The organism is Microbacterium sp. LB12, assembly GCF_037150835.1.
Taxonomy (GTDB): domain Bacteria; phylum Actinomycetota; class Actinomycetes; order Actinomycetales; family Microbacteriaceae; genus Microbacterium.
Window position 1 is genome coordinate 111,342 of record NZ_JBBCPF010000008.1, and the last position, 23,326, is coordinate 134,667.

General features: G+C 70.5%; 19 protein-coding genes. 9 read left to right on the forward strand and 10 right to left on the reverse strand.

Annotation, left to right across the window (positions count from 1 at the left end; genetic code table 11):
- Positions 1–198 precede the first annotated feature (198 nt).
- Together WFM69_RS14790 and nudC are read right to left on the reverse strand one after the other, a co-directional pair.
- The gene (locus tag WFM69_RS14790) at positions 199–1,920 is read right to left on the reverse strand and encodes an ATP-dependent helicase (RefSeq protein WP_337005958.1); all 1,722 of its coding nucleotides are present in this window, start codon (positions 1,918–1,920) and stop codon (positions 199–201) included.
- Positions 1,917–2,798 carry an NAD(+) diphosphatase gene (gene nudC / locus WFM69_RS14795; protein WP_337005960.1) on the reverse strand — a complete coding sequence of 294 codons (882 nt, stop codon included), beginning with the start codon at positions 2,796–2,798 and terminating at the stop codon, positions 1,917–1,919. The genes WFM69_RS14790 and nudC overlap by 4 nt, the downstream gene beginning before the upstream one ends.
- 64 nt (positions 2,799–2,862) lie before the next feature.
- On the opposite strand from nudC, the gene WFM69_RS14800 reads away from it, so the two are divergent.
- Entirely contained in the window at positions 2,863–4,212 is a 1,350-nt protein-coding gene (locus tag WFM69_RS14800) for a phosphotransferase (protein ID WP_337005962.1), read from the forward strand.
- On the opposite strand, the gene WFM69_RS14805 is transcribed toward WFM69_RS14800, so the two are convergent.
- Together WFM69_RS14805 and WFM69_RS14810 are read right to left on the reverse strand one after the other, a co-directional pair.
- Complete coding sequence (locus tag WFM69_RS14805) at positions 4,158–7,664, reverse strand: ATP-dependent DNA helicase (RefSeq protein WP_337005964.1); 3,507 nt, start codon at positions 7,662–7,664, stop codon at positions 4,158–4,160. The two genes, WFM69_RS14800 and WFM69_RS14805, sit on opposite strands and share 55 nt — an antisense overlap.
- Positions 7,661–10,876 (reverse strand): ATP-dependent helicase, encoded by a 3,216-nt coding sequence (locus WFM69_RS14810; RefSeq protein WP_337005966.1) that lies wholly within the window; start codon positions 10,874–10,876, stop codon positions 7,661–7,663. Before WFM69_RS14810 ends, WFM69_RS14805 begins: the two co-directional genes overlap by 4 nt.
- Positions 10,877–11,038: 162 nt before the next feature.
- On the opposite strand from WFM69_RS14810, the gene WFM69_RS14815 reads away from it, so the two are divergent.
- Complete coding sequence (locus WFM69_RS14815; protein ID WP_337005967.1) at positions 11,039–11,263, forward strand: DUF3107 domain-containing protein; 225 nt, start codon at positions 11,039–11,041, stop codon at positions 11,261–11,263.
- Positions 11,264–11,270: 7 nt separating this feature from the next.
- On the forward strand, positions 11,271–11,558 hold the full coding sequence (locus WFM69_RS14820; RefSeq protein WP_337005969.1) for a hypothetical protein: 288 nt from the start codon (positions 11,271–11,273) through the stop codon (positions 11,556–11,558).
- A gap of 17 nt (positions 11,559–11,575) precedes the next feature.
- On the opposite strand, the gene WFM69_RS14825 is transcribed toward WFM69_RS14820, so the two are convergent.
- On the reverse strand, positions 11,576–12,289 hold the full coding sequence (locus WFM69_RS14825) for a ferritin-like fold-containing protein (RefSeq protein WP_337005971.1): 714 nt from the start codon (positions 12,287–12,289) through the stop codon (positions 11,576–11,578).
- A 196-nt stretch (positions 12,290–12,485) separates the two neighbouring features.
- Between WFM69_RS14825 and WFM69_RS14830 the strand changes: the two genes are divergently transcribed.
- Positions 12,486–14,006, forward strand: a complete 1,521-nt coding sequence (locus WFM69_RS14830) for a DEAD/DEAH box helicase (protein ID WP_337005973.1) — start codon at positions 12,486–12,488, stop codon at positions 14,004–14,006.
- Positions 14,007–14,079: 73 nt separating this feature from the next.
- Here WFM69_RS14830 and WFM69_RS14835 read toward each other — a convergent pair whose 3' ends face one another.
- Positions 14,080–14,967, reverse strand: a complete 888-nt coding sequence (locus WFM69_RS14835) for a DUF817 domain-containing protein (RefSeq protein WP_337005975.1) — start codon at positions 14,965–14,967, stop codon at positions 14,080–14,082.
- 63 nt (positions 14,968–15,030) lie between these two features.
- On the reverse strand, positions 15,031–15,903 hold the full coding sequence (locus WFM69_RS14840) for a PHP domain-containing protein (RefSeq protein WP_337005977.1): 873 nt from the start codon (positions 15,901–15,903) through the stop codon (positions 15,031–15,033).
- Between the two features lie 97 nt (positions 15,904–16,000).
- Here WFM69_RS14840 and WFM69_RS14845 point away from each other — a divergent pair, with 97 nt between their 5' ends.
- A complete protein-coding gene (locus tag WFM69_RS14845; RefSeq protein WP_337005979.1) occupies positions 16,001–17,023 on the forward strand; it encodes an endonuclease/exonuclease/phosphatase family protein in 1,023 nt (340 codons plus the stop codon).
- 37 nt (positions 17,024–17,060) lie between these two features.
- Entirely contained in the window at positions 17,061–18,482 is a 1,422-nt protein-coding gene (locus WFM69_RS14850; protein WP_337005981.1) for an aminopeptidase P family protein, read from the forward strand.
- 64 nt (positions 18,483–18,546) lie between these two features.
- On the opposite strand, the gene WFM69_RS14855 is transcribed toward WFM69_RS14850, so the two are convergent.
- Both WFM69_RS14855 and WFM69_RS14860 read right to left on the reverse strand, forming a co-directional pair.
- Entirely contained in the window at positions 18,547–19,128 is a 582-nt protein-coding gene (locus WFM69_RS14855) for an alpha/beta hydrolase family protein (RefSeq protein WP_337005983.1), read from the reverse strand.
- Between the two features lie 105 nt (positions 19,129–19,233).
- Positions 19,234–19,950 carry a general stress protein gene (locus tag WFM69_RS14860; RefSeq protein WP_337005985.1) on the reverse strand — a complete coding sequence of 239 codons (717 nt, stop codon included), beginning with the start codon at positions 19,948–19,950 and terminating at the stop codon, positions 19,234–19,236.
- Positions 19,951–20,035: 85 nt separating this feature from the next.
- Between WFM69_RS14860 and WFM69_RS14865 the strand changes: the two genes are divergently transcribed.
- From WFM69_RS14865 to WFM69_RS14875, 3 genes are read left to right on the forward strand one after another with little or no spacing between them, the layout of a single operon-like run.
- On the forward strand, positions 20,036–21,304 hold the full coding sequence (locus tag WFM69_RS14865; protein WP_337005987.1) for a magnesium transporter MgtE N-terminal domain-containing protein: 1,269 nt from the start codon (positions 20,036–20,038) through the stop codon (positions 21,302–21,304).
- On the forward strand, positions 21,304–21,813 hold the full coding sequence (locus WFM69_RS14870) for a DUF1003 domain-containing protein (protein WP_337005989.1): 510 nt from the start codon (positions 21,304–21,306) through the stop codon (positions 21,811–21,813). Before WFM69_RS14865 ends, WFM69_RS14870 begins: the two co-directional genes overlap by 1 nt.
- Positions 21,810–22,931 (forward strand): Mrp/NBP35 family ATP-binding protein, encoded by a 1,122-nt coding sequence (locus tag WFM69_RS14875; RefSeq protein ID WP_337005991.1) that lies wholly within the window; start codon positions 21,810–21,812, stop codon positions 22,929–22,931. Before WFM69_RS14870 ends, WFM69_RS14875 begins: the two co-directional genes overlap by 4 nt.
- 10 nt (positions 22,932–22,941) lie before the next feature.
- Here the strand turns inward: WFM69_RS14875 and WFM69_RS14880 are convergent, their stop codons facing one another.
- Positions 22,942–23,316 carry a twin-arginine translocase TatA/TatE family subunit gene (locus WFM69_RS14880; RefSeq protein WP_337005993.1) on the reverse strand — a complete coding sequence of 125 codons (375 nt, stop codon included), beginning with the start codon at positions 23,314–23,316 and terminating at the stop codon, positions 22,942–22,944.
- Between the last annotated feature and the right edge of the window lie 10 nt (positions 23,317–23,326).

Consider the following 23,326-nt stretch of genomic DNA (forward strand, 5'->3'; position numbering starts at 1 on the left):
TGATCCCCGGTACCTCTCCCTGCCTGGCCTGCCGCGACGCACAGGAGCGGGACCGCGACCCGGCATGGCCCCTGCTGCACACGCAGCTGATCGGTCGCGACCCGGGGCCGGTCCGCGCCGCGCAGGTCGCCGAGGCCGGACGGCTCGCCGCCATGCTCCTCGGAGACGACGAGCAGCACCTCGGCCGGTCGGTGCGCGTCAGCGCGGACGGCTCGCGCGCGTGGCGTTCGGTGACGTTTCACGAAGAATGCCGGTGCCGCGGGCCGTGGTGCCCATCTCAGCGAGGAACCTCGACGGCGCCCGCTCGCCCCGCCCCGCAGACCGCGCCCACGAAAGCGACAGGGTACGCGCGGCCCGCGTGACACCGACATAGGCCAGGCGACGCTCCTCGTCGACCGCCTCGAACGTCGTCGCGTACGAGATCGGCAGAGAACCCTCAGCCCAGCCGGCGAGGTGCACGTGCGGCCATTCCAGACCCTTCGCCGCATGCAGAGTCGACAGGGTCACCGTGCGCATCGTGGGTTCGTGCTGATCCTTCGCGCGTGCCATGAGCGCGTCGCTGAAGCTGCGCAGATCCGCGTCGGGTCCCGCCTCCTCGGCGAGCTGCAGGATCGCTCGACGCGCCTCCCATCCCCCGCGTTGGGCGCCACCGGCCGCAGGCGGCTCATCCGTGAGCCCGAGCTCGCGGAGCACCCGTTGCACGCCGGGCAGGAAGCCGTGTTCGGTCGGGGCCACCGCCGCGGCCCGCAGCGCGAGGATCGCCTGTCGCACCTCCGGCATCGCGAAGAATCGTGTGCCACCGAGCACGGAGGTCGCGATTCCCTCGCCGGCGAGCGCCTGCTGCAGCACCGCCGACTGCGCATGAGCGCGGTACAGCACGGCGATCTCGGACGGCGATGCCCCGGCGGAGATCTGCGCGGCGACCGCCGCCGCGATACCCGCCGCTTCCTCCCCTTCGGAGTCGTAGGCCGTGATGGTCGGGGCATCCACGGCGAACTGCTCCCGCGCCGGGACGAGCTCGAGCGCGCCGGGCCGACCGTGCATCAGGGCATTGGCCACGGTGAGGATCGGCGCCTGCGAGCGGTAGTTCGTCTCGAGCCGCACGACGGTGGCATCCGGGTGACGACGTTCGAACTCGAGCAGGTAGCGCTGCTCGGCGCCCGCGAACGAGTAGATCGTCTGGCTGGCGTCGCCCACGACGCAGATGTCATGCCGGTCGCCGAGCCAGAGCTCCAGCAGGCGATTCTGGAGCGGGGAGACGTCTTGGAACTCGTCGACGGTGAAGTGCCGGTACTGCTCGTGCACGGAGGCGGCGACCCGCGGCTCCGCTTCGAGCATCCCCGCGCACGCGAGGAGCACGTCTTCGAAGTCGAGCTGGCGGCGGTCGTCCTTCAGCGCCTCGTATCCCCTCATGAGTTCGACGAGCTGCCCGGCATCGATCCCGCTGACGGGTCGCCCGAGCTCGGCGTACTGATCGATCGACACCATGGAGACCTTGCGCCACTCGATCTCGGACGCGATGTCGCGGAGGGTGGCTGTGCTCGGACGCAGCCGCATCGCGTCGGCGGCCTGGCCGAGCATCCGCACCTTGTTGTCGATGAGCGATGGTGCGGGCGATCCGGCGAGCGTCGGCCAGAAGAAGTTCAGCTGTGCGAGGGCCGTCGCGTGGAAGGTGCGGGCGGCCACACCCTCGACGCCAAGTGCCCGCAGGCGGCCTCGCAGCTCGCCCGCGGCCTTGGCCGTGAAGGTGACGGCCATGACCCGCGACGGTGAGTACGCGCCCGTGTCGACCCCGTGCGCGATGCGATGCGTGATGACGCGAGTCTTGCCCGTCCCCGCGCCGGCCAGCACCGCGACCGGTCCTCGGAGCACGGATGCCGCAGCCCGCTGCCGCTCGTCGAGGGCATCGAGTGCGCTCACGCGCGATCCTCGTACCAGTCGACGATGAGTGCGCGGGCGATCGATGCCGGCCCCGGGAGTCCGACCGGACCGTCGCCATCGAGCGCGGACCCGATCTCTGCGCGCGTGAACCAGCGCACGTCGATGATCTCCTCGCCATCGGCGAGCGCGGCGGACTCGTCATCCACCACTGCGCGGAAACCCACCATGAGCGAGCGCGGGAACGGCCACGCCTGCGACGAGACGTACCGCAGCGACGACAGTCGCACACCGGACTCCTCCTCGATCTCCCGGTGCACGGTCGACTCGAGCGATTCCCCGGCCTCGGTGAAGCCCGCGAAGCACGAGTACATCCGCCCACCCCAGGTCGCGTTGGCGCCGAGCAGCAGACGCGCGCCGTCACGGCTCTCGACCGCCACGATCACAGCCGGATCGGTACGCGGGAAGTGGTCGCGCCCGCACACCAGGCAGCGCCGTGACCAGCCGCCCTGACGCAGTTCGGTGCCTCCCCCGCACGCGGGGCAGAACGGCGCGTCACGCAGCCAGCCGGCCAGGGCGATCGCACTGATGAGGATCTCGGATTCCCGAGCGTCGATACGACCGCCCAGGTCGCGCAGCCCCAGCCAGATCTCATCCGGGGCGGCATCGAGCGAGTCGGTCTCGGGCGCAGCTGCGGCGAGCAGTAGCGCGGCACCGTCGTCGTCGCGCCCGAGCAGACCCCACGTGGCGTCCCCCACCGCGGACGGCGGAACGCGCAGGAGTGCGGAATCGACGACACGCACACGCCCTTCGCGCACCACGATGACACGGCTCGACGTGTCCTCCCGCAGACGATCGAGCACTGCCGGCTCCTCGCGGAGTTCGGCTGCGCGGTCCAGGGACGGGCGCTGAATGGTCATCGACTCCCCCTTTCACGGGCGTGGCGGAGGCGGGACCGCCCCTGAGCCGACCTACCCTGGGGGCATGGGACGCTCTCCTTTCACTCTAGCCGCGGCAGTGACCGCCGCACTGCCCGGGGCGGAGGTCACGGGTGCCCGCGGTCTGAGTGCGGACGGCGACGGTCGATTCGACTCCGCCGTCGCCTCCCTCGCCGATGGTCGTGAACTCGCGATCCGGGTCGCGGACGACGACGAGACGGCGCGAGAACTCGCCGCAGAGGCGATCGCCCTCCGCGCGCTGACGGACGGCGCCCGCGCCATGCTGCCCTTCCGAGCGCCCGCGTACGTCGGGGAGACACGCCTCGGCGAAGGACGCGCGCTCGTCACGGAGCTCCTTCCCGGCTTCCAGATCGAAGCGGCCATGGTGCCCGCCGGTCGTGGTGCCGCCGAGTCCATGGGTGCCTCCATCGCGGCCGTGCACGGCCTCCCGACATCCGTGGTGCGGGGCGCGGGCCTCGCCACCCGCAGCGCCGAGGAGAGCCGCGCCGAACTGGATCGACTCGTCGACACCGCCGCCGCCACCGGCCGGGTACCCGCCCGCCTCACGGTGCGCTGGCGCGACGCCGTCGCCGACGACGACCTGTGGCGATTCGAATCGACGGTGATCCTGGGCGGTGTGCAGGCCACGTCGTTCCTGTTCGACGATGACCCCGAGCGCGGCCCCGAGGTCATCGGGCTCCTCGACTGGCACGGACTCTCCGTCGGAGACCCCGCTCTCGACCTCTCCTGGCTGTCGGCCGCGCCCGAGGCATCGGACGACGTGCACGCCGCCTACGCCCGTGCCATCGAGCGCACGCCCGATGGCGGCCTCGAGGTGCGCGCTCGTCTGCTCGCGGAGCTGGAGTTCGCCCGCTGGCTCGTACACGGCGATGCCATGCGTCGACCCGACATCGTCGACGACGCGGCAGCCCTGCTTGAAGCGCTGGCGGATGGCCTGCACTCCGACGACCTGCGCATCATCGACGCGCGCAATGTCGGTGTCGACTCCGCACTGGATGCACTCGACCGAGTGCCGAAGAACACCGTCGCCGACGTCGACACCTCGATGCACACCGACGCCTACAACCCGGAGGAGCTGTGGGTCGAAGCCGCGGATGAGCCGGAACCCACGGCATCCGATGACTCGTCCGGCGTCGAGGCGCCCGCGGGCGATGACGACAGCGACGAGAGCGCGCGACGCACCGCGATGGTGAACGTCGAGACGGAAGACCTCTCCGGTGTCGCGAGCATGTTTGCTCGCGCCGACGACTCGGCGGACGATCAGCGTCCCTCCGACACGAGCGCCGAAACGGGGTACGGCGACACCGACTCCGAGGAGGCTCAGCGGGCCGCGCGGGCTGCGCTCCAGCGGTGGAAGAGCTCCTCCTCCGAGTAGACGCGGTCGCCGCGGATGATCAGGTCGTCCGCGACGTAGTACAACGCCACATCGATCTCTTCGAGTGGCACGTCGAAACGGCGGTGATACGCGAGCCGGTACAGCGCGAGCTGCAGCATCCGCTCCTCGCGCTCGGCCGCCGTCCGCGGGGCCTTTCCCGTCTTCCAGTCCACGATCTCGATGCGCCCACCCCGATCGGCGCGGCGGTACACCGCGTCGAGCTTGCAGATCACGATGTGCGAGTGCTGGTCTTCCAGAGACTCGACGCCGGCGCCGAGAGCGAAGTCGATCTCGATCTCGACGGCGATCGGCTTCCGCTCGCCCCATTCGCTGCGCTCGAACGTCTCCTGCAGCACCGCCAAGTCGACGGCGTCCGCCGCCGCTCCCCGATCCCGCGCCGCGGGCGCCACCCCGAACGTCGCTTCCCCCGGCGCCTCGTCGTCATCCGTCTCCCACAACGCCTCATCCACACGCGTGCCGACGCCGACGAGCTCGGAGCGCTGCTCCACCCAGGCGTGGAAGAGCGTGCCGAGACGGGTCTGCCGATACGGTCGCTCTGGCATGGGCCGGACGATCGATGAGAGCGTCCCGGAGAAGTCCGTGACATAGTCCTTGAACCGCGAGGCGGGCACGCGGGTGGGAGCGTCGGCATCGGTCCCCCGCAGTCGCGCGGCACGTTCCGCGAGCAGGCGGGAGAGTTCGATCGACGGTTCGGCTGTTGCGGTGCGGGTCGCGTCGGCGACGAGTCCCGCCGCTGCGCGCACCACCTCGCCGCGCGCCCCCAGCGGATCGAGGGGCCAGCGCAGCGTGCTGCCCGGCCCGTCGTACGGGTTGTCCTCGGGGTCGACCGCTTCGATCGGGTCGAGCCCGCGCACCTCGATCGCCTCCGCCAGGAAGGGACTCGCGGTGCGCGGCGACTTCTGCCCTGCCCAGTGCGCGCCGCTGAGCAGCAGGTCGGTCCGGGCACGAGTGACCGCGACATACGCCAGGCGACGCTCTTCCTCCTGCTGATAGGCGCGGTAGGCGTCCTTGAAGCGCTTGAGCGCACCGCCCTGCGGATTCGCCTTCGTCACGCCTCCCGACAGCGAGGCCTGGGCCAGCTTCTGCCTCTTGTCGGGATCGGTCTCGTCCCCCATCGCCTCCACCGGATCCCACTCGAAACGCGGGAGGGCATCGCGGTCACCGCGCAGGGCGAAGGGCACCACTCCGAACCCGAACCACCCGGATGTGTCGGATACGCGACTGGGCAGCTCGTCGACCACGAGCCGCACGACCGCCACGGCATCCCACTCCAGCCCCTTCGAGCCGTGGATCGTCAGCAGCTGCACGACGCCGGCCTCCGGCGGCTCCGGCCGAGGCATGAGCTCATCGGTGCTCTCGGCCTTGTCGAGCCACGCCAGCAGGCTTCCGATGCTCCCCCGCTCATCGGCGGCGAGGAACGCCCTCACCTCGTCGGCGAAGGCGCGCAACTGCGTCGCCGCGATGCGGGCGGGCCCCCGCGTCTCGTTCGCGGCCAGTTCGATGTCCAAGCGGAGTTCGAGCTCGATGAGGCGGATCAGCTCGGGAATCGGTTGGGACGAGGCTCGACGGAGCCGCTCCAGCATCTCCCCCGCGGCACGGATGCGTGCTCGGCCCTCCGGCGTGATCGTCTCGAGCAGACGGTAGTCGTCGCGCACGGCGCGCACCACGTCGACCGCGTCGATGATCGAGACCGCCTCGTCCGCCCCGCGGGAGGATCGCAGCCGCAGTCTCACCTCTTCGGGCAGCGGTGCCATGGCCGTATCGCGCTCGGACAGCGTGCGGCCGAGATCATAGAGAGCCGCCATGTCGGCCACTCCGACGCCGAATCGCGGACCCGTGAGCAGGCGGATCAGCGCGGACCCTGCCGTGGGATCGTGCACGACGCGAAGGGTCGACACGACGTCGACCACCTCGGGCGTCGCGAGGAGCCCGCCCAGTCCGAGGATGCGATGCGGGATGCCCCGTGCCGCGAGCGCCGCCGCAAAGGTCTGCATATGCCGCTTCGAGCGGAACAGGATCGCGCCGGTGTGCGGCTTCGCTCCCGCGGCGGCGGAGGCACCGGCGTCGTGCTCGGTCCTCCGCTCGGCAAACCACTCCGCCACGGCTGCAGCCTCATCGTCGACCGTGAACCGGTAGGTCACGGTGACGGTTCCCTCCCCCGCGCCGGGTCGGGGCTCCAGCGGCGGGACGTCGAGGCCTGGACGCTGCAGCGGCTCGAGCACCCGGTTCGCGATCCCGAGAATGCCGCGGTCATTGCGCCAACTGGTCATGAGGCTGTAGGTCTGGGTGGTGCCCGAGCTCGCGAAGGTCGCAGAGAATGCGTAGAGGTTGTCGGCACTCGCCCCGCGCCAGCCGTAGATGGACTGATGCGGATCACCGACCGCCATCACGGCGGTGTCGCGGAAGAGCTCGGCGAGGAAGCGGGTCTGGATCACTGAGGTGTCCTGGTACTCGTCGAGCAGCACGACTCGGTGCTGCTCGCGAAGCTCGGCGCGGACATCGGGCGCAGACTCGACGATGTCGTACGCCCCGCCCACCTGATCGGCGAAGTCGAGCACGCCACGCCGTTCCTTCTCGGCGATGTAGTCGCGCACCAGTCGTGCGAGCGTGGGAAGACTGAGCAGGTTCACCGCCGCCTTCTCCACGTCGCCGTTGCCTCGATACGGCGCGAAAGCGAGGGCCTGATCGCGGGCGATCCGCTCGGCCAGATCGAGGTCGACCCGATGGTCGAGGGCGTCGCCGGCCAGCCGCTGCACCGCATCGATGACCGTGCTGAGCGCGAAGTCGATCTCCTCCAGTTCGGGCAGGTCGCTGCGGAGCACGACCTCCCGCGCCAGCATCCACGAGGCGGCCTGGCTGAGCATCGCCACGTCCGGATCGCGGCCGATCCGCGCGGCGTGCTCACGGACGATGCCGTCGGCGAACGCGTTGTAGGTCGACACCCGCGGTCGGATCATCAGATCCTCGGCCGCCCTCGGCGCCACCGGGTCCCATCCGGTGCCGAGACGGTCGGCGAGCTCGTCGAGCGCATGGGCACGGACCAGCTCGCGTTGACGACCCGGCGCGGCCTCGTCGACCCTGCGGAGCGAGCCGTCGGCCACGATCGTCGGCAGATGCGGCAGGAGCCCCCGCCGCCCGTACTCGTCGACCACCGCGAGGCGATGGCTGATCCGCTCCGCGAGCTCACCGGCCGCCTTGCGCGTGAAGGTGAGTCCCAGGATCTCGTCCCGACGCACGTGCCCGTTCGCGACGAGCCACACCACGCGGCCCGACATCGTCTCGGTCTTGCCGCTGCCCGCACCGGCCACCACCAGCGCAGGCTCCGGCGGCGCCTCGATCACCCGCTGCTGAGCGGGCGTCGGCGACGGCAGACCGAGCGCCGCGGCGATGTCGGTCGCAGAGATCCCTTCGCCGCTGCCCCAGCCCGTCACGAGCTCACCGCCGGCACCGTGTGGATCCGGCAGGGATGCACCCGACGCTGCGTGTCGGCGCAGTGCGACTCGACCTGAGCGGTGAAGCTCGACGCCGTCATGCCTCGCGCGGCATCCGACACCCGCCGCAGGAACGCCGACCGGGACTCGTCATCGAGGGTGTGCTGGTGGGCGATGCGGTACTCGCTCTTGGCGAGGGTCTTCGACACGATCACGAGTCGCGCACCCGCGAGCGATTCCGGCGGGGCGCCGTCGATCAAGCCCTGCTGCACTGCGACCTGGTACGCGGCGAGCTGTGCATGATCGAGCACGCCGGAGTCCGATTCGGGGTCGTTCTTCCCCGTCTTCAGGTCGACGACGACCACGGGCCCTTCCGCCCCGCCCCCCATCGGCTCCCACCCGCGTCCTCGAGCCGGAGGGTGCTCGCCGGCGCCGGGCGGATATGCCTCGACGCGGTCGATGTAGCCGTGGATGATCGCCTGGTTCGCGCGATCCTCGCCGACCGGACGCACGGCCGGGACCGCATCGTCGTCGTCGACGACGTCCACGGCGAACCGGAACTCGGCCTCGCTGCCGATGACCCGACCGCCCTCGCGACGCACATCGCCGAGGTAGGCGTGCAGCCGATCGACCAACAGGTCGGCGCGGCGGCGCTCCTTGCGACCGATCCACTCGGTCTCGAAGTCGAGCTCCGGCCAGTGATCTGCCACGATCGCGCGCATCTGCTCGAGGTCGCCGTCGGGTACCCGTTCCATCGCCTCATGCACGATCGTGCCGATTCCGGCGGTCGGGGGCATCACGGTGTCGCCTCCGAGCGCCGAGACGACCCAGTTGAGACCGCATTCCTCGTACGACTCCATCTTCGACGGCGACACCCGCGCCCCGGCCACAGCGAGGTCGCGGAGCGGCGCATCGGTCGATGCGGGTGTGACGCCGTACCAGTCCGCGGGTGCGGCTCCGGGCACGCCCTCGCGTGCGAGGACACTGAGCTGCGCAGCCGCCTCACGCCGCGTCGACTCGACCGCGGAGGTGGTGAGGGTGCGCCGATGGCGCGCGACGAGTCCGCGCAACGTGAGCGGGTGATCTGCGGACGCGTGGCGCTCGGGTGGTTCGGGGGCGGGCAGGAAGCCGAAGAACGCGCTGGGCGTCAGGTCGTCGTCATCGACCGCGGTGATCAGGAGCCGCTCGCGGGCACGCGACACGGCACGCACGAACAGCCGCAGCTCGTCGTGCAGCGCCGCTCGCCGTCGGTCCAGCACGCCCGGTGGCTCGACGCTCACCCCCGTGCGCATCGACTGCAGGGCATCCGCCAGACGCCACGTCTGCAACAGGCCGCCGCGCAAGCGCACGTTCGGCCAGATCCCGTCCTGCACCCCTGCGACGACGACCGCGTCGAACTCCGTGCCGAGAGCGGTGGCGGGTGTGAGCAGGGTGACCTTGCCCGGCCGATCCGGCGTCGAGAGCGAGTCCTCCGGCACCTCGCTGTCGAGGATGTCGCGCACGAAGGTCTCGGCCTTCTCGTTGGGCGTGCGCTCGACGAAGCGCTTCGCCGCGTCGAACAGCGAAACCAGTGCGTCGAGGGAGCGCGCCGTCTCGGCACCGGTGGGAAGCAGTGAGACCTCCCGCCAGGCCACGTGAAGCCGGCGGCCGTCGACCGCGCGGGCCTGATCCCACACGCGCCAGAGCAGATCGTGGATCGTCTCCCCGGCGGCCGCCCCCGCCGCGAGCGCCGCGATCGTCTCGGCGAAACGCTCCGCCGTACGCGACTCCGGCGCATCGATGAGCGTGAGGTGCGCCGGGTTGGCCATGGCCTGGCGCAGCAGTTCGCGCGCCGGGGTGGAACCTCCCTGCTCGAGCTCGAGATGCCGCAGTCGTGCCCGCAACCGCCGGAGTCCGATCGCGTCCATGCCCCCGAACGGCGTCCGCAGCGCCTCCTCCAGCGCCTGCGGTGTGCGCTCGTCGACCGGCGTCAATGCGAGACGCACGATGCCCACGATGTCGCGCACGATCCCTTCGCTTCCGAGCGGACGCTGCACCCCCGCTGCGCGCGTCGGGATCTCACGGGCGGCGAGTTCGGTCTCCAGGGTGGTGACCTGCCGTGTGTCGTGCGCGATCACGGCCATCCGGTCCCAGCGGATCCCCTCGGAGAGATGCCACTCCCGCATGACGCCGGCGATCCGGTCGAGCTCTTCATACGGTGACGGAGCGATGAACGTCGCGACCCTCGCGTCGACCTCGTCGGCGGCCACGGGAACCGGCGCGCGACGATGCTCGACACGACCGGATACCCCGATCGCCTGGGTCACCGTGCGCGTGAGCGCGGTGAGCGCGGGGCGCTGGCGGTGCGGGCCGTCGAGCACGTGCACCTCGCCGAGCACACCGGCCAGTTGCGCGAACAGCTCGGGACTCGCTCCACGGAAGGAGCCGGAGGAGATGTCGGGGTCGCCGAAGGCCAGGACGGCGATCCCGCGATCCCGGAGGGCGGTCACGACCGCGACCCCGCCGCGCGTGAGTTCCTGGGCATCGTCGATCAGCACCGCGCGCAGCGGAGACAGCGGACCGAGGGTCGCAGCGTCCGCGGTGCGCAGGATCGTGCTCGCCTCGCTCAGCAGGTCGGCCGCGTCACGGTGCGCCGCACGGAGCGCGTCGAGGACGGAGCGGTACTCGACGAGGAAGTCCGCCGCCGCCGCCCACACCTCGTTGCCCGAGTTCCTGAGTTCGTCGGGTCGGGCGCCGATCTCCGTGCACTCCGCCAGAAAGGCGCGCAGCTCGGAACGGAACCCCTTCGAGGCGCGGACCGAGTCGCTGAGCGCCTCGGGCCAGGGGATGCGCCGGTCTTCGGCGTCGCCCGCGAGCAGTTCGGCGATGATGCGGTCCTGGTCGGCACCGGTGAGCAGCGCCGGCGGCTCGGCCCCTTCGCGCACCATCGCCCCACGCACGAGCTGGAACGCGAACGACCCGAGCGATCGTGCCAACGGCCCCGGCGTCGCCTGGCCGATCCGTACGCCGATCCGATCACGCAGGGCCGTCGCGGCCTGGCGGTTCGGGGTGAGGGCCAGCACCTGCTCGGGACGCAGGCCCTCGACGTCGAGCAGGTGCACCACGCGGTCGATGAGGGTGCGGGTCTTCCCCGTTCCCGGGGCGCCGATGATGACGCCGGATGCGGCGGGCTCGGCGTCGATCACAGCACGCTGGGCGTCATCCGGTGTCATGCCCACCACGCTATCCGGACGGACGGACATCGTCGCCCGCGAGCCGGATGCCCCGTCGAGCATGATGGCTGTGCGCCCACGGCGAAACCAGACGCGCGCGCCGATCCGGCCCGCGGCTCGCGGGGTAGAGTTGGCGCAGTCCCCGAACTTCAAGGAGCACGCGTGGAAATCCGCATCGGCATCATCAACACCGGCCGTGAACTGAGCTTCGAGACCGCCACGAGCGCGGACGACGTCCGCACCCAGGTGGCCGCGGCGCTCGAGCAGAGCGCGACGCATGTGAGCTTCTCGGACGTGAAGGGCAACTCCTACATCGTCCCGACCGCGAACCTCGCCTACATCGAGCTGGGCACCGAGGAATCGCGCCGCGTCGGCTTCGTCGCCTGACCCGACGATGTACATCCTCCTCGCACTCATCGGCGCGTGCGCACTGGGCATCGCCGTGCACTTCATGATCGGCGGACGTGAGTTGCGCGGCGTCGCCCTCGCTCCGGCGATCGCGACAGCGGTCTCGGCGATCCTCTACACGGGCCTGCAGTGGGCCGGCGTCGGCGAGGACAGCATCTGGCTGTGGCTCGCGAGCGTGATCGGTGCCCCGGCGATCGCGGCTCTCGCGATCGCCGCCATCACCGGCATCCGTCGCCGGTCGGACGCGCAAGCGCGGAGCGCCCTCGGCATCTGACCGCGACGCTCCCCCGGCTAGGAGGCGAGCCCCATCGCATCCATCCGCCGTGCGTGCGCACCCATGAGCTCGGTGTAGACCGGTTCGATCCGCTCGTCGGCCACGGCGAGGAGCTCCGGTCGGAGCGCCGAGCGGCAGACGAGGATCGTGTCTCCGACGAGGCGGCGCGCCCACATCGACAGCAGCGAACGCCACTCCTCGTCGCTCTCGATCGTCTCCTGGATGATCGCCACGATCTCGTGGCGGGCATCGTCCTCGCGGAGGATCTCGGCCACGCGGCGGCCGGGGTCGCCGTAGCTGGAGGCCAGCGCGAGGTAGAAGTCGTCGAGCATGCCGGCCGTGATGTAGACGGCCAGCAGGGTCTCCCGGGGCCGCGCACCGATCGTCTTGCGGCGGAACGCGTCGAGATTCTCCCGGAACGGCAGCATCAACTGCGTCGGGTCGTCGCCTCGTTCGGCGATGAGTTCGACGATCCCGCGGTGCTTCGTCAGGGCCGCCCCGGCCGCGCGCGAGAGCGACTCCTTCTCCGACAGTTCCGGAGTGGCGCGGATCAACCGCGTGAGGGTCTCGAAGTAGCCGAGCTGCAGATAGGCGGCCTGACCCAGGAAGCGATTGAGCTCGGGGGCGAGCTCGGCGAAGTCGACACGCGTCGCGTCTCCCTGCTCCCCCCTGCTGCGCAAGGTGAGGGTGCGTCGCGGCGCCGCATCGCGCTGCCAGAACCACTTAACCACGAGGTCGTCCTCCCGAGTCCACCACGTCGTTCACAATACTCGTGCACCACTCCTCTTCCTGCTCCGCGGTGGCCCTCGGGTAGGCTGACCCTGTCCCCGCCGTCGGAGCGGGGCCCCGCGCCTGTGGCACAAGAGACGGCGTGGATCCGTGAACGTGGCGATCCCGCTGGGTCGCCGGACAGGCAATCTGAATACTGTGACAACTTTCGCCGATCTCGGCATCGATCAGGACATCGTCGACGCGCTCGCCGCCAAGGGCATCGTGGACGCGTTCCCCATCCAGGAGCAGACGATCCCCCTCGGCCTCCCCGGCCAGGACATCATCGGTCAGGCCAAGACGGGAACCGGTAAGACCTTCGGCTTCGGCATCCCCGTCGTGCAGCGCCTCGGCCAGAACCCGGAGCCCGGGGTGAAGGCGCTCATCGTCGTGCCCACCCGCGAGCTCGCGGTGCAGGTCTATGAGGACATCGACCTGCTCACCAGCAACCGCTCCACCAGCGTCGTCGCCATCTACGGCGGCAAGGCATACGAGGGTCAGATCGACCAGCTGAAGGCCGGCGCGCAGATCGTCGTCGGAACTCCCGGTCGTCTGATCGACCTCGCCGGTCAGCGGCTGCTCGACCTGTCGAACGCGACCGAGGTCGTGCTCGACGAGGCCGACAAGATGCTCGACCTGGGCTTCCTCGCCGACATCGAGAAGATCTTCCAGAAGGTCCCCGCGGTCCGCCACACGCAGCTGTTCTCGGCGACCATGCCCGGACCGATCGTGGCGCTGGCGCGTCGCTTCATGACGAACCCGATCCACATCCGCGCGAACGACCCCGATGAGGGCCTCACGCAGGCGAACATCAAGCACCTCGTCTACCGCGCGCACTCGCTCGACAAGGACGAGATCATCGCCCGCATCCTGCAGGCCGAGGGCCGCGGGAAGACCGTGATCTTCACGCGCACCAAGCGTGCGGCGCAGCGTCTCGTGGATGAGCTCAACGACCGCGGCTTCAATGTCGGCGGCGTGCACGGCGACATGGGTCAGGACCAGCGCGAGCGTTCCATGGCCGCGTTCAAGGCCGGCAAGCGCGACGTGCTCGTGGCGACCGATGTGGCCGCCCGCGGCATCGACGTCGACGACGTCACGCACGTGATCAACCACACCATCCCGGACGAGGACAAGACGTACCTGCACCGTGCCGGTCGCACGGGTCGCGCGGGCAAGACCGGCATCGCGATCACGTTCGTCGACTGGGAGGACCTGCACAAGTGGGCCCTCATCAACCGAGCCCTCGAGTTCGGTCAGCCGGAGCCCGTCGAGACCTACTCGTCGAGCCCGCACCTGTACGAGGACCTCGACATCCCGCAGGGCACGAAGGGCCGTCTCGTCTCGGCGCCGAAGACCGAGTCCGTCAAGTCCGAGCGCACCCGTCGTCCCGAGCGTGCGGCCGATGCTGCCGCAGAGGGCACCGCCGAGAGCGGGACCCGTCGTCGCCGTCGTCGTCGCAACAGCACGACCCCGGTCGGTTCGACCTTCGCCGAGGGAGCTCCGCAGGCCGCCTCCGGCGAGGGGCAGTCCGCACCGGCGTCCGACCGCGGCGCCGAGGGTGCGGGCACGCACGACGGCGAGGGCAAGGAGCACCACGACGGCAAGCCGGCTCCGGCCCGCCGTCGCCGTCGCCGTCGCGGCGGTTCCGGTGCGGGCGCCGCTCCGGTCGCCGGAGCCTGACGCACGAGAACCTCGCGAAGGGCGCATGCCGAAGGGATCACCCTCGGCATGCGCCCTTCGTCGTCGCGGCGCGTCAGCGTGAGGCGGGCACCGTATCGTCGTCACGCAGCATGGCGGCGGGCACCTGCGGCGGGTAGACCCAGGCGACGAGCACGACCGAGATGATCATCAAGAGGAACCACGAGCTCAGCTTGCTCAGCGAGACCGGCTGCCAGCCGCCCTCCTGATCGGGATACGCCCAGGCGCCGGCCCAAGTGCCGATGTTCTCCGCGAGGTAGATGAAGACCGCCACACCGGCGAACACCACCAGCAGCGGCAGCCGGATCGTGCGACGCCAGACGCGGGCGTGCATCACCGTGGGCAGCCACAGCAGCACGACTCCCGCGAGCAGCACCCAGCGCGCGTCCCACCACCAGTGGTGCGCGAAGAAGTTGAGGTAGATCGCGACCGCGAGGATCGCTGTCATCCACCGCCGGGGATAGCGCGTGAAGCCGAGGTCGAACAGCCGGTAGACCCGGACCATGTACGAGCCGACGGCGGCGTACATGAAACCGCTGAACAGAGGGACACCCCCGATGCGGAGGACGCCATCGGCGGCATAGGCCCAGGAGCCCACGTCCGTCTTGAACAGCTCCATCGCCGTGCCCGTGAGGTGGAACAGCACGATGACCCACAGCTCGCGACCGGTCTCCAGCCGGAACACGAGCATCGCGACCTGGATGAGCACGGCCGTGAGGGTGAGCGCATCGTTGCGGGCGAGCACGGCGTCATCGGGGTACCAGAGGCGCGCAGCGACGATCGCCACGAGCAGCGCCGCCCCGAACACGCATGCCCATGCCTGCTTGAGCACGAACACTGCGAACTCGATCAGACCCGCGCGGATGCCGTTGGCCGGGGCGTCCCGGAGGACGCGGTGCGCCATCGCATCGACGCGGCGCTCCAGGGAAGTCGCTCGCTGCATGCCTCGGACGGTATCGGTCCCGCTCGACAGGTCGCCGGGAGATGCCCGACAGAACGCCGAGGATCAGGGGTGGCGCGGGGCGCTGCCGGTTCCGCGTGCTATGAGCCGTGCCACCATCTCGTCGGACGTGGTGTTCTCCCCGGGGCGATTCGGCTTGCCGCTGCCGTGGTAGTCGCTCGATCCGGTCACGATGAGGTCGTGCTTCGCGGCGATCTCACGCAGCATCCGCTTGCCCGCCTCGGTGTTCTCCCGGTGATCGATCTCGAGCCCGCCGAGTCCGGCGTCGATCAGCCGCTCGATGAAGGGCACGGGCATCATCCGGTCACGGCCCGCCGTCACGGGATGCGCGATCACGGCCACTCCCCCGGCATCCGTGATGAGGCGCACGGCGGTGAGCGGATCCGGTGCGTAGTGCGGCTCGTAGTAGCCCTCGCGGGGGTGCAGGATCCCGTCGAACGCCTCGGTGCGGTCGCGCACGATGCCCCGGGCGACCAGGGCGTCGGCGATGTGGGGGCGCCCCACGGTGGCATCGGCCGCGGTCTGCGCCACGACGTCGTCCCACTGCAGGTCGTAGTCCCGGCCGATGTTGCGGACGATGCGCTCCGCGCGTCCGATGCGGTCACCGCGGATGCGGTCCGTCTCCGCGCGCAAGGCCGCGTTCTCCGGGTCGAACAGGTAGCCGAGCACGTGCACGCTGCGCCATTCGTGCTTCGCCGACAGCTCCATGCCGGGGAGGAACGTCATCCCTCGTGCGACAGCGGCATCGCCGGCCTCGTCCCACCCGGTGGACCGGTCGTGATCGGTGAGCGCGAGCGTGCGGATGCCGTAGGCGTGCGCCTGGGCGACCACCTCCGCGGGGGACTCCGTGCCATCGGAATGGTTGGAGTGCAGGTGCAGGTCGGCGGGACCGACGAACCCGGGGGACGAAGTGGCCATCCTCCGAGCGTACCGAGCGCCGCCGTCACCGGACGCGAGCGGCGCCGACGGGATGTCGGGGAGGGACTTCACAGGCGGCGCTTCTAGGCTTGAAGGGATGTTTCGACTACTGGGGATCCTCTTCACCGTGCTGCTCGCGATCGCGACGGCCATCGTGGTCTGGCCGCAGTTCTTCCGACTCGAGCAGACGTATCCGTTCGCACAGCTCGTCGCGGCGCGCGGCCTCGTGCTCGGCGGCTTCCTCGTGGTGGCTGTCGTCGCGCTCCTGCTGCTCCTCATCCGGCCCCTGCGCGGTTTCGCCGCCTCGATCCTGATCGTCGCGCTCCTCGGGGCCGGTGCCACCGGGCTGATCGGCGCCACCCGCGGCTTCGGCGCGTCCGCCCTTCCGGCGCCGACGGAGAGCAGCGTCCGCGTGCTCACCTGGAACACCGCGGGCGAAGCCGTGCCCGCCGAGGTCATCGCCCAGCAGATCCTCGACCAGGGCGCGGACATCGTCGCCCTGCCCGAGACCACCGAGGCGGTCGGCGAGCGCATCGCGGTCATGCTGCGCGAGCAGGGGCATCCGATGTGGGTGCACCACGTGCAGTTCCGGCCGGACGTCCCCGATGGCCCGCAGTCCTGGCAGACCACTGTGCTGGTCGCGCCCGATCTCGGCGAGTACTCGGTGATCGAATCGTCGAAGGACGGCTCGAGCAACACCGGTTCAGTGCCCAGTGTCGTGCTGATGCCGATCGACGGCACAGGGCCGACCATCGTCGCGGTGCATGCCGTCGCCCCGCGCATGGAGGAGATGTCGCAGTGGCAGAGCGATCTGCAGTGGATCGCCGACCAGTGCCCCGCGGGCGACTTCATCCTCGCCGGCGACTTCAACGCCACGATCGACCACATGGCCCCGCTCGGTGTGGACGGCGGCGACATGGGTTACTGCCGCGACGTCGCCTCACGCACCGGCAACGGCCTCACGGGAACCTGGCCCAGTTCGCTCCCACCGCTGGCCGGAGCACCGATCGACCACGTGATGGCCTCGGCCAACTGGACGCCGACAGGATCCGTCGTGCTCGACGACGCCGGTGGCAGCGATCATCGTGCCCTCGTCGTGCAGCTCGAGCCGGCCGGCTGAACTCCCGCGTCGCTTCTCCAGGTGACAGACTGGAGGGATGAGCACCGCAGAGCGCGACACGATCGCAGAACCCCCCGTCGAAGCGTCCGCGTCGAACGGCACCACGAACCGCCGGCAGCCCTTCCCCCAGGGTTTCCTGGACACCATCTCCACCGGATGGGCCGACCGTCCCGAGTCCCTTCCCGCGGCGCGGGCGCAGGCGGCGTACGCGGCCGCCCGGCGCGCGGCGGTCTCGGCGGCCTTCCCCGGCAAGCGTCTCGTGTTCCCGGCAGGTCCGCTCAAGCAGCGCAGCAACGACACCGACTACGTGTACCGCCCGCACTCCGCATTCGCGCACCTCACCGGGTGGGCCTCGGACACGCAGCCCGACTCGGTGCTGGTCCTCGCCCCGATCGACGGCGGACACGACGCCACCCTCTACTTCCGCGAGCGCGCCGACCGCACGACGTCCGAGTTCTACAGCGACGCCACGATCGGCGAGTTCTGGATCGGCCCGCGCCCGTCCCTCGCCGGGGTCGCCGCCGACCTCGACATCGCCACCGCCCACCTGGACGAGCTGACCTCGGACGAGGGCGAGCTGGTGCTCGAGGCCGACGAGGCCCTCACCCGCTTCGTCTCCGAGCTGCGTCTGGTCAAGGACGAGTTCGAGATCGCGGAGCTGCGGCACGCGGTCGAGATCACGGCGAACGGCTTCGACGATGTCATCCGCGAGCTCCCGGCAGCCATCGCCCACGCACGCGGCGAGCGCGTCGTAGAGGGCGTGTTCCACCGCCGTGCGCGCGAGGACGGAAACGGCGAGGGCTATGACACGATCGCCGCGTCCGGGCCGCACGCCTGCTACCTGCACTGGACGCGCAACGACGGCACGGTCGCTCCGGGCGACCTGATCCTGATCGATGCGGGCGTCGAGGCCGAGAGCCTGTACACGGCGGACATCACCCGGACCATTCCGGTCTCGGGCACCTTCACCGAGGTCCAGCGCCGTGTGTACGAGACCGTGCGCGAGGCGGCCGACGCTGCTTTCGCCGCCGCGAAGATCGGTGCCCGCTTCCGCGATGTGCACGCCGCCGCGATGAAGGTCATCGCCGAGCGCACCGCCGAGTGGGGTCTGCTGCCCGTCACGGCCGAGGAGGCACTCGACGCGGAGAAGGGCGGACAGCAGCGCCGTTACATGGTGCACGGCACGTCCCACCACCTCGGCATCGATGTGCACGACTGCGCGCAGGCGCGTCGGGAGATGTACTACAACGGCATCCTCGCCCCGGGCATGGTGTTCACGATCGAGCCCGGCCTGTACTTCCAGATCGACGATCTCACGGTCCCGGCCGAGCTCCGCGGCATCGGCGTGCGCATCGAGGATGACATCCTCATGACGGAGGACGGCCCCGTGAACCTGTCGGCGGGGATCCCCCGCACGGCCGACGAGGTCGAGGCGTGGATCGCCCGCCTCCAGGGCTGACTCCTCCTGATGCAGCGAGGGCGTGGCCGAGTGCGGTCACGCCCTCGCTGCATGTCGGCGTCGTTCAGAGGCGCGGGGAGCTTCGGATGAAGTCCGCCACGAGCGGTGCGAGCGCGGCACCGATGTCGGCGGCCGAGCGTTTGCGACCCTTCACCTCGAAGGTGTGCCCGGCGCCGTCGATCCACTCGACCCGGGCGTCCTGGCAGGTCGCCACCGCCTCCTCGAACTGCGAGATCGGCTGGATGAAAGGATCGTTCGTGCCCTCGATGAACAGCTGGGGCACGCGGATCGCCGGCAGATGCTCGATCCGGGGCTTCTCGGGTCGCCCGGGCGGATGCAGCGGGTAGCCGAGATACGCGAGGCCGTCGACCTCGAGCCCCTCCGCCACGGCCATCGAGGCCATGCGTCCACCGTAGGACTTGCCTGTCGCCCACACGGTGGCAGTGGAGTCGTTCTCCCGGGCGAAGGCGACCGCAGCGTTCCAGGTCGCGATCGCGTGCGCCGCCGGTCCCGGCATCCGACGCCCCTGCTCGACATACGGGAAGTTGAAGCGCAGCGTCGAGAATCCGAGTCCGCCCAACGCGTCCGCGTACCCCGTGAGGAACGGATGGTCCTTTCCGGTGCCCGCGCCATGTGCGATCAGCACGGTCGCTCCCCCTGATCCCCGGTCCAGTCAGCCGAGACCATGGTGGGGCCGGCAGGGAGATCGACCCGGATCTCCGCCATCAGGCGAGCAGGGTCGGGATCATGGTCACGCCCGGCTGCCTTCGGCGCCGTCTGCGCCCGGAGTCGCGTCGGGCTCGACCGGGGTCGTCGGAGTGGGCGCGTCGGCCTCTCCCGCCGGCGCCTCCGGCTCGGGAGCCGCACCGGCCTCGGGCACCGGATCGGCAGGACGCGGCGGGATCACCGGCGCGGCAGGCTCGGGGGCGGGCGCGCCGGGCGTGATGCGCTCCCCGTAGCGAGGCGGCTCGTCGAGGTTCACCGGAGGCCTCACGGGTGCGACCCTGGCCGCTCCGAGCACCTGACGCGCCTTGGAGAGCGACGCTGCCAGCACCGTGACCTCGTAGTGGTCGGCGGCGAACTGCGTGACGCTCGCGAAGTCGCGCCGACGGCGGACGATCGCGTAGGTGATCAGGCTGAGGATCATCCCGACCGCGACGCCGATGAAGACGAAGCCGACGAAGAGCTGGATCGGCACCTCGGGGTTGCCGAGCACCAGGATCGCCGAGAGGAACAGGCCGATCAGCACGCCGTTGATGGCTCCCGAGCGGGCCGCGGCGGCGTAGCCGAGCTTGCCGGTCACCCGCTCCACCGTGCGCACGCTCTGACCGACGATGGCGATGTCACGGGCGGGCACCTCGCCGGCGATCAGCTTGGAGACCGTCTTCTGCGCGCTCTCGTAGTCGCGCATCGATGCGACGATCTCGCCGGTGTCGGTGCCGCTCGCGGGGCGGTTCAGCATGCTCATCCGGCTATTCTTCCACGCGCGCCGTCCGACGGCCCGAGGCGCGACCATCCCGCCGCCGACCGAACCCGCCGACTACGCTGGAGAGGTGAGCACACAACGGGTTTTCGCCGCGCGCCTGGCCGGGTGCGCCGTCTTCGATCCCGTCGGCGACCGGCTCGGCAAGGTCCGGGATGTCGTCGTCGTGTATCGAAGTACCGCGGCACCCCGCGTGATCGGCCTCGTGGTGGAGATCCCGGGACGACGGCATGTGTTCCTCTCGATCGGACGGGTCACGTCGATCCGCTCCGGCCAGGTCATCAGCACCGGCCTCATCAACGTGCGCCGCTTCTCCCCGCGGGCGGGCGAGGTGCGCGTGCTCGCGGAGATGCTCGGACGTCGGGTGAGCTTCGCCGACGGCAGCGGGACGGCGGTCATCGAAGACGTCGCGATCGAGCCGAACCGCCTCGGCGAGTGGGCCATCAGCCAGCTGTTCCTGCGGCGTCCGAAGACCAGCGCCTCCCCCTTCGCGAAGGGACCCACTACTTTCGCCGCCTGGAACGAGGTCGCCGAGGAACGCGCACCAGGTGAGTCGCAGTCGGCCGAGCAGCTCGTCGCTTCATATGCCGAGCTGCACGCGGCAGACCTCGCGAACACCCTGCTCGATCTGCCGCAGCAGCGCATGATCGAGGTGGCCGAGGAGCTCTCGGACGATCGCCTCGCCGATGCTCTGGAGGAGATGCCGGAAGACGAGCAGGTGCACATCCTCGATCGTCTCGGCGACGAGCGCGCTGCCGACATCCTCGATCAGATGGAGCCGGACGACGCCGCCGACCTGCTCGCGCAGTTGCCCCCGAACCGTCTGGAGCAGCTGCTCGAGCTGATGGAGCCGGAGGAGGCCGAGGACGTCAGGATGCTGCTGCGCTACGGTCCTGACACGGCCGGTGGCCTGATGACCCCGGAGCCGATCATCCTCTCCGCCGATGCGACGGTCGCCGAGGCACTGGCACTCATCCGGCGGCACGAACTGCACCCGGCCCTGGCCGCCGCGGTCTTCATCACGCTGCCCCCGTTCGAGACGCCGACGGGGCGGCTGCTGGGCATCGTGCACTTCCAGCGGATGCTCCGGTATCCGCCGCACGAACGACTCGGGGCGATCCTCGACGACACCCTCGAACCGGTGCCGGTGACCGCCTCCGCCGCCGAGGTCGCCCGCATGCTCGCCAGCTACGACCTCGTGTCGCTTCCGGTGATCGATGCGGCGCATCGCCTGGTCGGAGCCATCAGCATCGACGACGTGCTCGACTACCTCCTCCCCGACGACTGGCGCACGCACGACAGCGAAGACTCCCCGACCACCGCGAACGAGGCGCGCTGATGCCCCGCTCGACGCGCCTGGATGCTCCGGGCCGCACCAGCACCCGGCCCCGCACGACCTCCCGCGATCGGTTCGGTCGTTTCACCGAGTGGGTCGCCCGCGCGATGGGCACCCCGGCCTTCCTCCTGATCCTGAGCCTGTTCTGCGTGGTCTGGATCGTCTGGAACACTCTGGCGCCCGACGAACTGCGTTTCGACGATGCGGCGCTCGGGTTCACGGCGCTGACGCTGATGCTGTCGCTGCAGGCGTCGTACGCGGCACCCTTGATCCTCCTCGCGCAGAACCGCCAGGACGACCGCGACCGCGTGCAGATCGAGCAGGATCGGCAGCGCGCCGAGCGCAACCTCGCCGACACGGAGTACCTGGCGCGCGAGATCGTCGCCCTGCGGATGTCGCTCGAGGAGCGCAATGCACAGGTGGTCACGCGCGACGTGCTGCGCCAGGAGCTGAAGGCGCTGCTCGCCGAACTCGACGCCGCGGAGAAGCCTGCCGCCGGCACCGCATCGTGAGCGCGGTCGACGGCGTCAGATCCGCGGTCTCCGCCGTGACGGATCCGGAATTGCGACGCCCGATCGGCGAGCTCGACATGGTCCGTGACATCACCGTCGACGGAGACGTCGCCCGGGTGGGCATCGTGCTGACGATCGTGGGCTGCCCCGCCGCCGCACGGATCGAGGCCGACGTCCGCCAGGCCGCCGCCTCGGTCCCCGGCGTCTCGACGGTCGAGGTCGAGGTCGGCGTGATGACTCCCCCCGAGCGCAAGGCGCTCACGGAGAAACTCCGCGCCGGCAGACCGGCACGGCACATGCCGTTCGGACCCGACTCACTCACCCGCGTGATCCTCGTCTCCAGCGGCAAGGGCGGCGTCGGCAAGTCGACGGTCACAGCCAACCTCGCGGTGGCCCTCGCCGATCAGGGCCTCTCGGTCGGTCTGGTCGATGCCGATGTGCACGGCTTCTCGATCCCGGGGCTCCTCGGTGTCCCGGCCGGCACGCAGCCGACGCGGATCGATGACCTCATGCTGCCGCCCGTGGCCCATGGGGTGAAGACGATCTCGATCGGGATGTTCCTCCGCGACGGTGAATCCGTCGTCGCCTGGCGTGGACCGATGCTGCACCGCACGGTCTCGCAGTTCCTGACGGACGTCTTCTTCGGCGACCTCGACGTGCTGCTCATCGACATGCCGCCGGGCACCGGAGACATCGCGATCTCGATCGGTCAGCTCCTCCCGCACGCGGAGGTGCTGGTCGTCACCACCCCGCAGACCGCGGCCGCCGAGGTCGCGATCCGCAGCGGGCTCGTCGCCAGGCAGACGGGCCAGCGGGTGATCGGCGTGATCGAGAACATGGCCGCCTACACGCTCCCCGACGGCACCGTCATCGACCTGTTCGGCACGGGCGGCGGCGCGGCGGTCGCCGAGGCCCTCTCCGAACCGGGCACACCGGTGCCGCTCCTGGCGTCGATCCCCCTGAGTCCGGCTCTGCGCCAGGGCGGCGACGCCGGCGTCCCGATCGTCGCCGGCGAGTCGACCGACATCGCCGCGACGACCATCCGCGACCTCGCCCGCCGTCTCGCACGGCAGGGTCGCGGGCTGTCCGGCCGATCACTGCCGATGTCGATCGGCTGAGTGGGCCCCCTCAGGTGGCTTCGAGGTCGAACGGGGGCCGGTTGGTGGCGCTGAACTCCTGCGGTGCCGTGCGGGGGGCGACCGGTTCGGCGATCGTCGCGCGCGCCTGCACGGGCGTGGCCGGCTGCGGCTCCTCCAGCAGGGCGTCGCGGATGATCCGGCGCGGGTCGTACTGACGAGGATCGAGCTTGCGCCAATCCACGTCGTCGATCTCGGGGCCCATCTCCTCGCGCACCCGGGATTTGGTGTCGCGGAGGTACTCGCCCGCCTTGCGGACGATGCGGGCGAAACCCTCGGCGGCCGCCGGGAGACGCTGCGGCCCGATGATGAGCACGGCGATGAGGCCGATGAGCAGCATCTTCTCGAAGGTGAGGCCGAACGTCATCTGTCCAGGC

What these genes read in the sequence shown, in the direction of transcription:
- nudC (WP_337005960.1), bottom strand. Translation starts at nt 2,798, where the DNA reads ATGACCATTCAGCGCCCGTCCCTGGACCGCGCAGCCGAACTCCGCGAG.
- WFM69_RS14800 (WP_337005962.1), top strand. Translation starts at nt 2,863, where the DNA reads ATGGGACGCTCTCCTTTCACTCTAGCCGCGGCAGTGACCGCCGCACTG.
- WFM69_RS14810 (WP_337005966.1), bottom strand. Translation starts at nt 10,876, where the DNA reads ATGACACCGGATGACGCCCAGCGTGCTGTGATCGACGCCGAGCCCGCC.
- WFM69_RS14820 (WP_337005969.1), top strand. Translation starts at nt 11,271, where the DNA reads ATGTACATCCTCCTCGCACTCATCGGCGCGTGCGCACTGGGCATCGCC.
- WFM69_RS14835 (WP_337005975.1), bottom strand. Translation starts at nt 14,967, where the DNA reads ATGCAGCGAGCGACTTCCCTGGAGCGCCGCGTCGATGCGATGGCGCAC.
- WFM69_RS14840 (WP_337005977.1), bottom strand. Translation starts at nt 15,903, where the DNA reads ATGGCCACTTCGTCCCCCGGGTTCGTCGGTCCCGCCGACCTGCACCTG.
- WFM69_RS14845 (WP_337005979.1), top strand. Translation starts at nt 16,001, where the DNA reads ATGTTTCGACTACTGGGGATCCTCTTCACCGTGCTGCTCGCGATCGCG.
- WFM69_RS14850 (WP_337005981.1), top strand. Translation starts at nt 17,061, where the DNA reads ATGAGCACCGCAGAGCGCGACACGATCGCAGAACCCCCCGTCGAAGCG.
- WFM69_RS14860 (WP_337005985.1), bottom strand. Translation starts at nt 19,950, where the DNA reads ATGAGCATGCTGAACCGCCCCGCGAGCGGCACCGACACCGGCGAGATC.
- WFM69_RS14870 (WP_337005989.1), top strand. Translation starts at nt 21,304, where the DNA reads ATGCCCCGCTCGACGCGCCTGGATGCTCCGGGCCGCACCAGCACCCGG.
- WFM69_RS14880 (WP_337005993.1), bottom strand. Translation starts at nt 23,316, where the DNA reads ATGACGTTCGGCCTCACCTTCGAGAAGATGCTGCTCATCGGCCTCATC.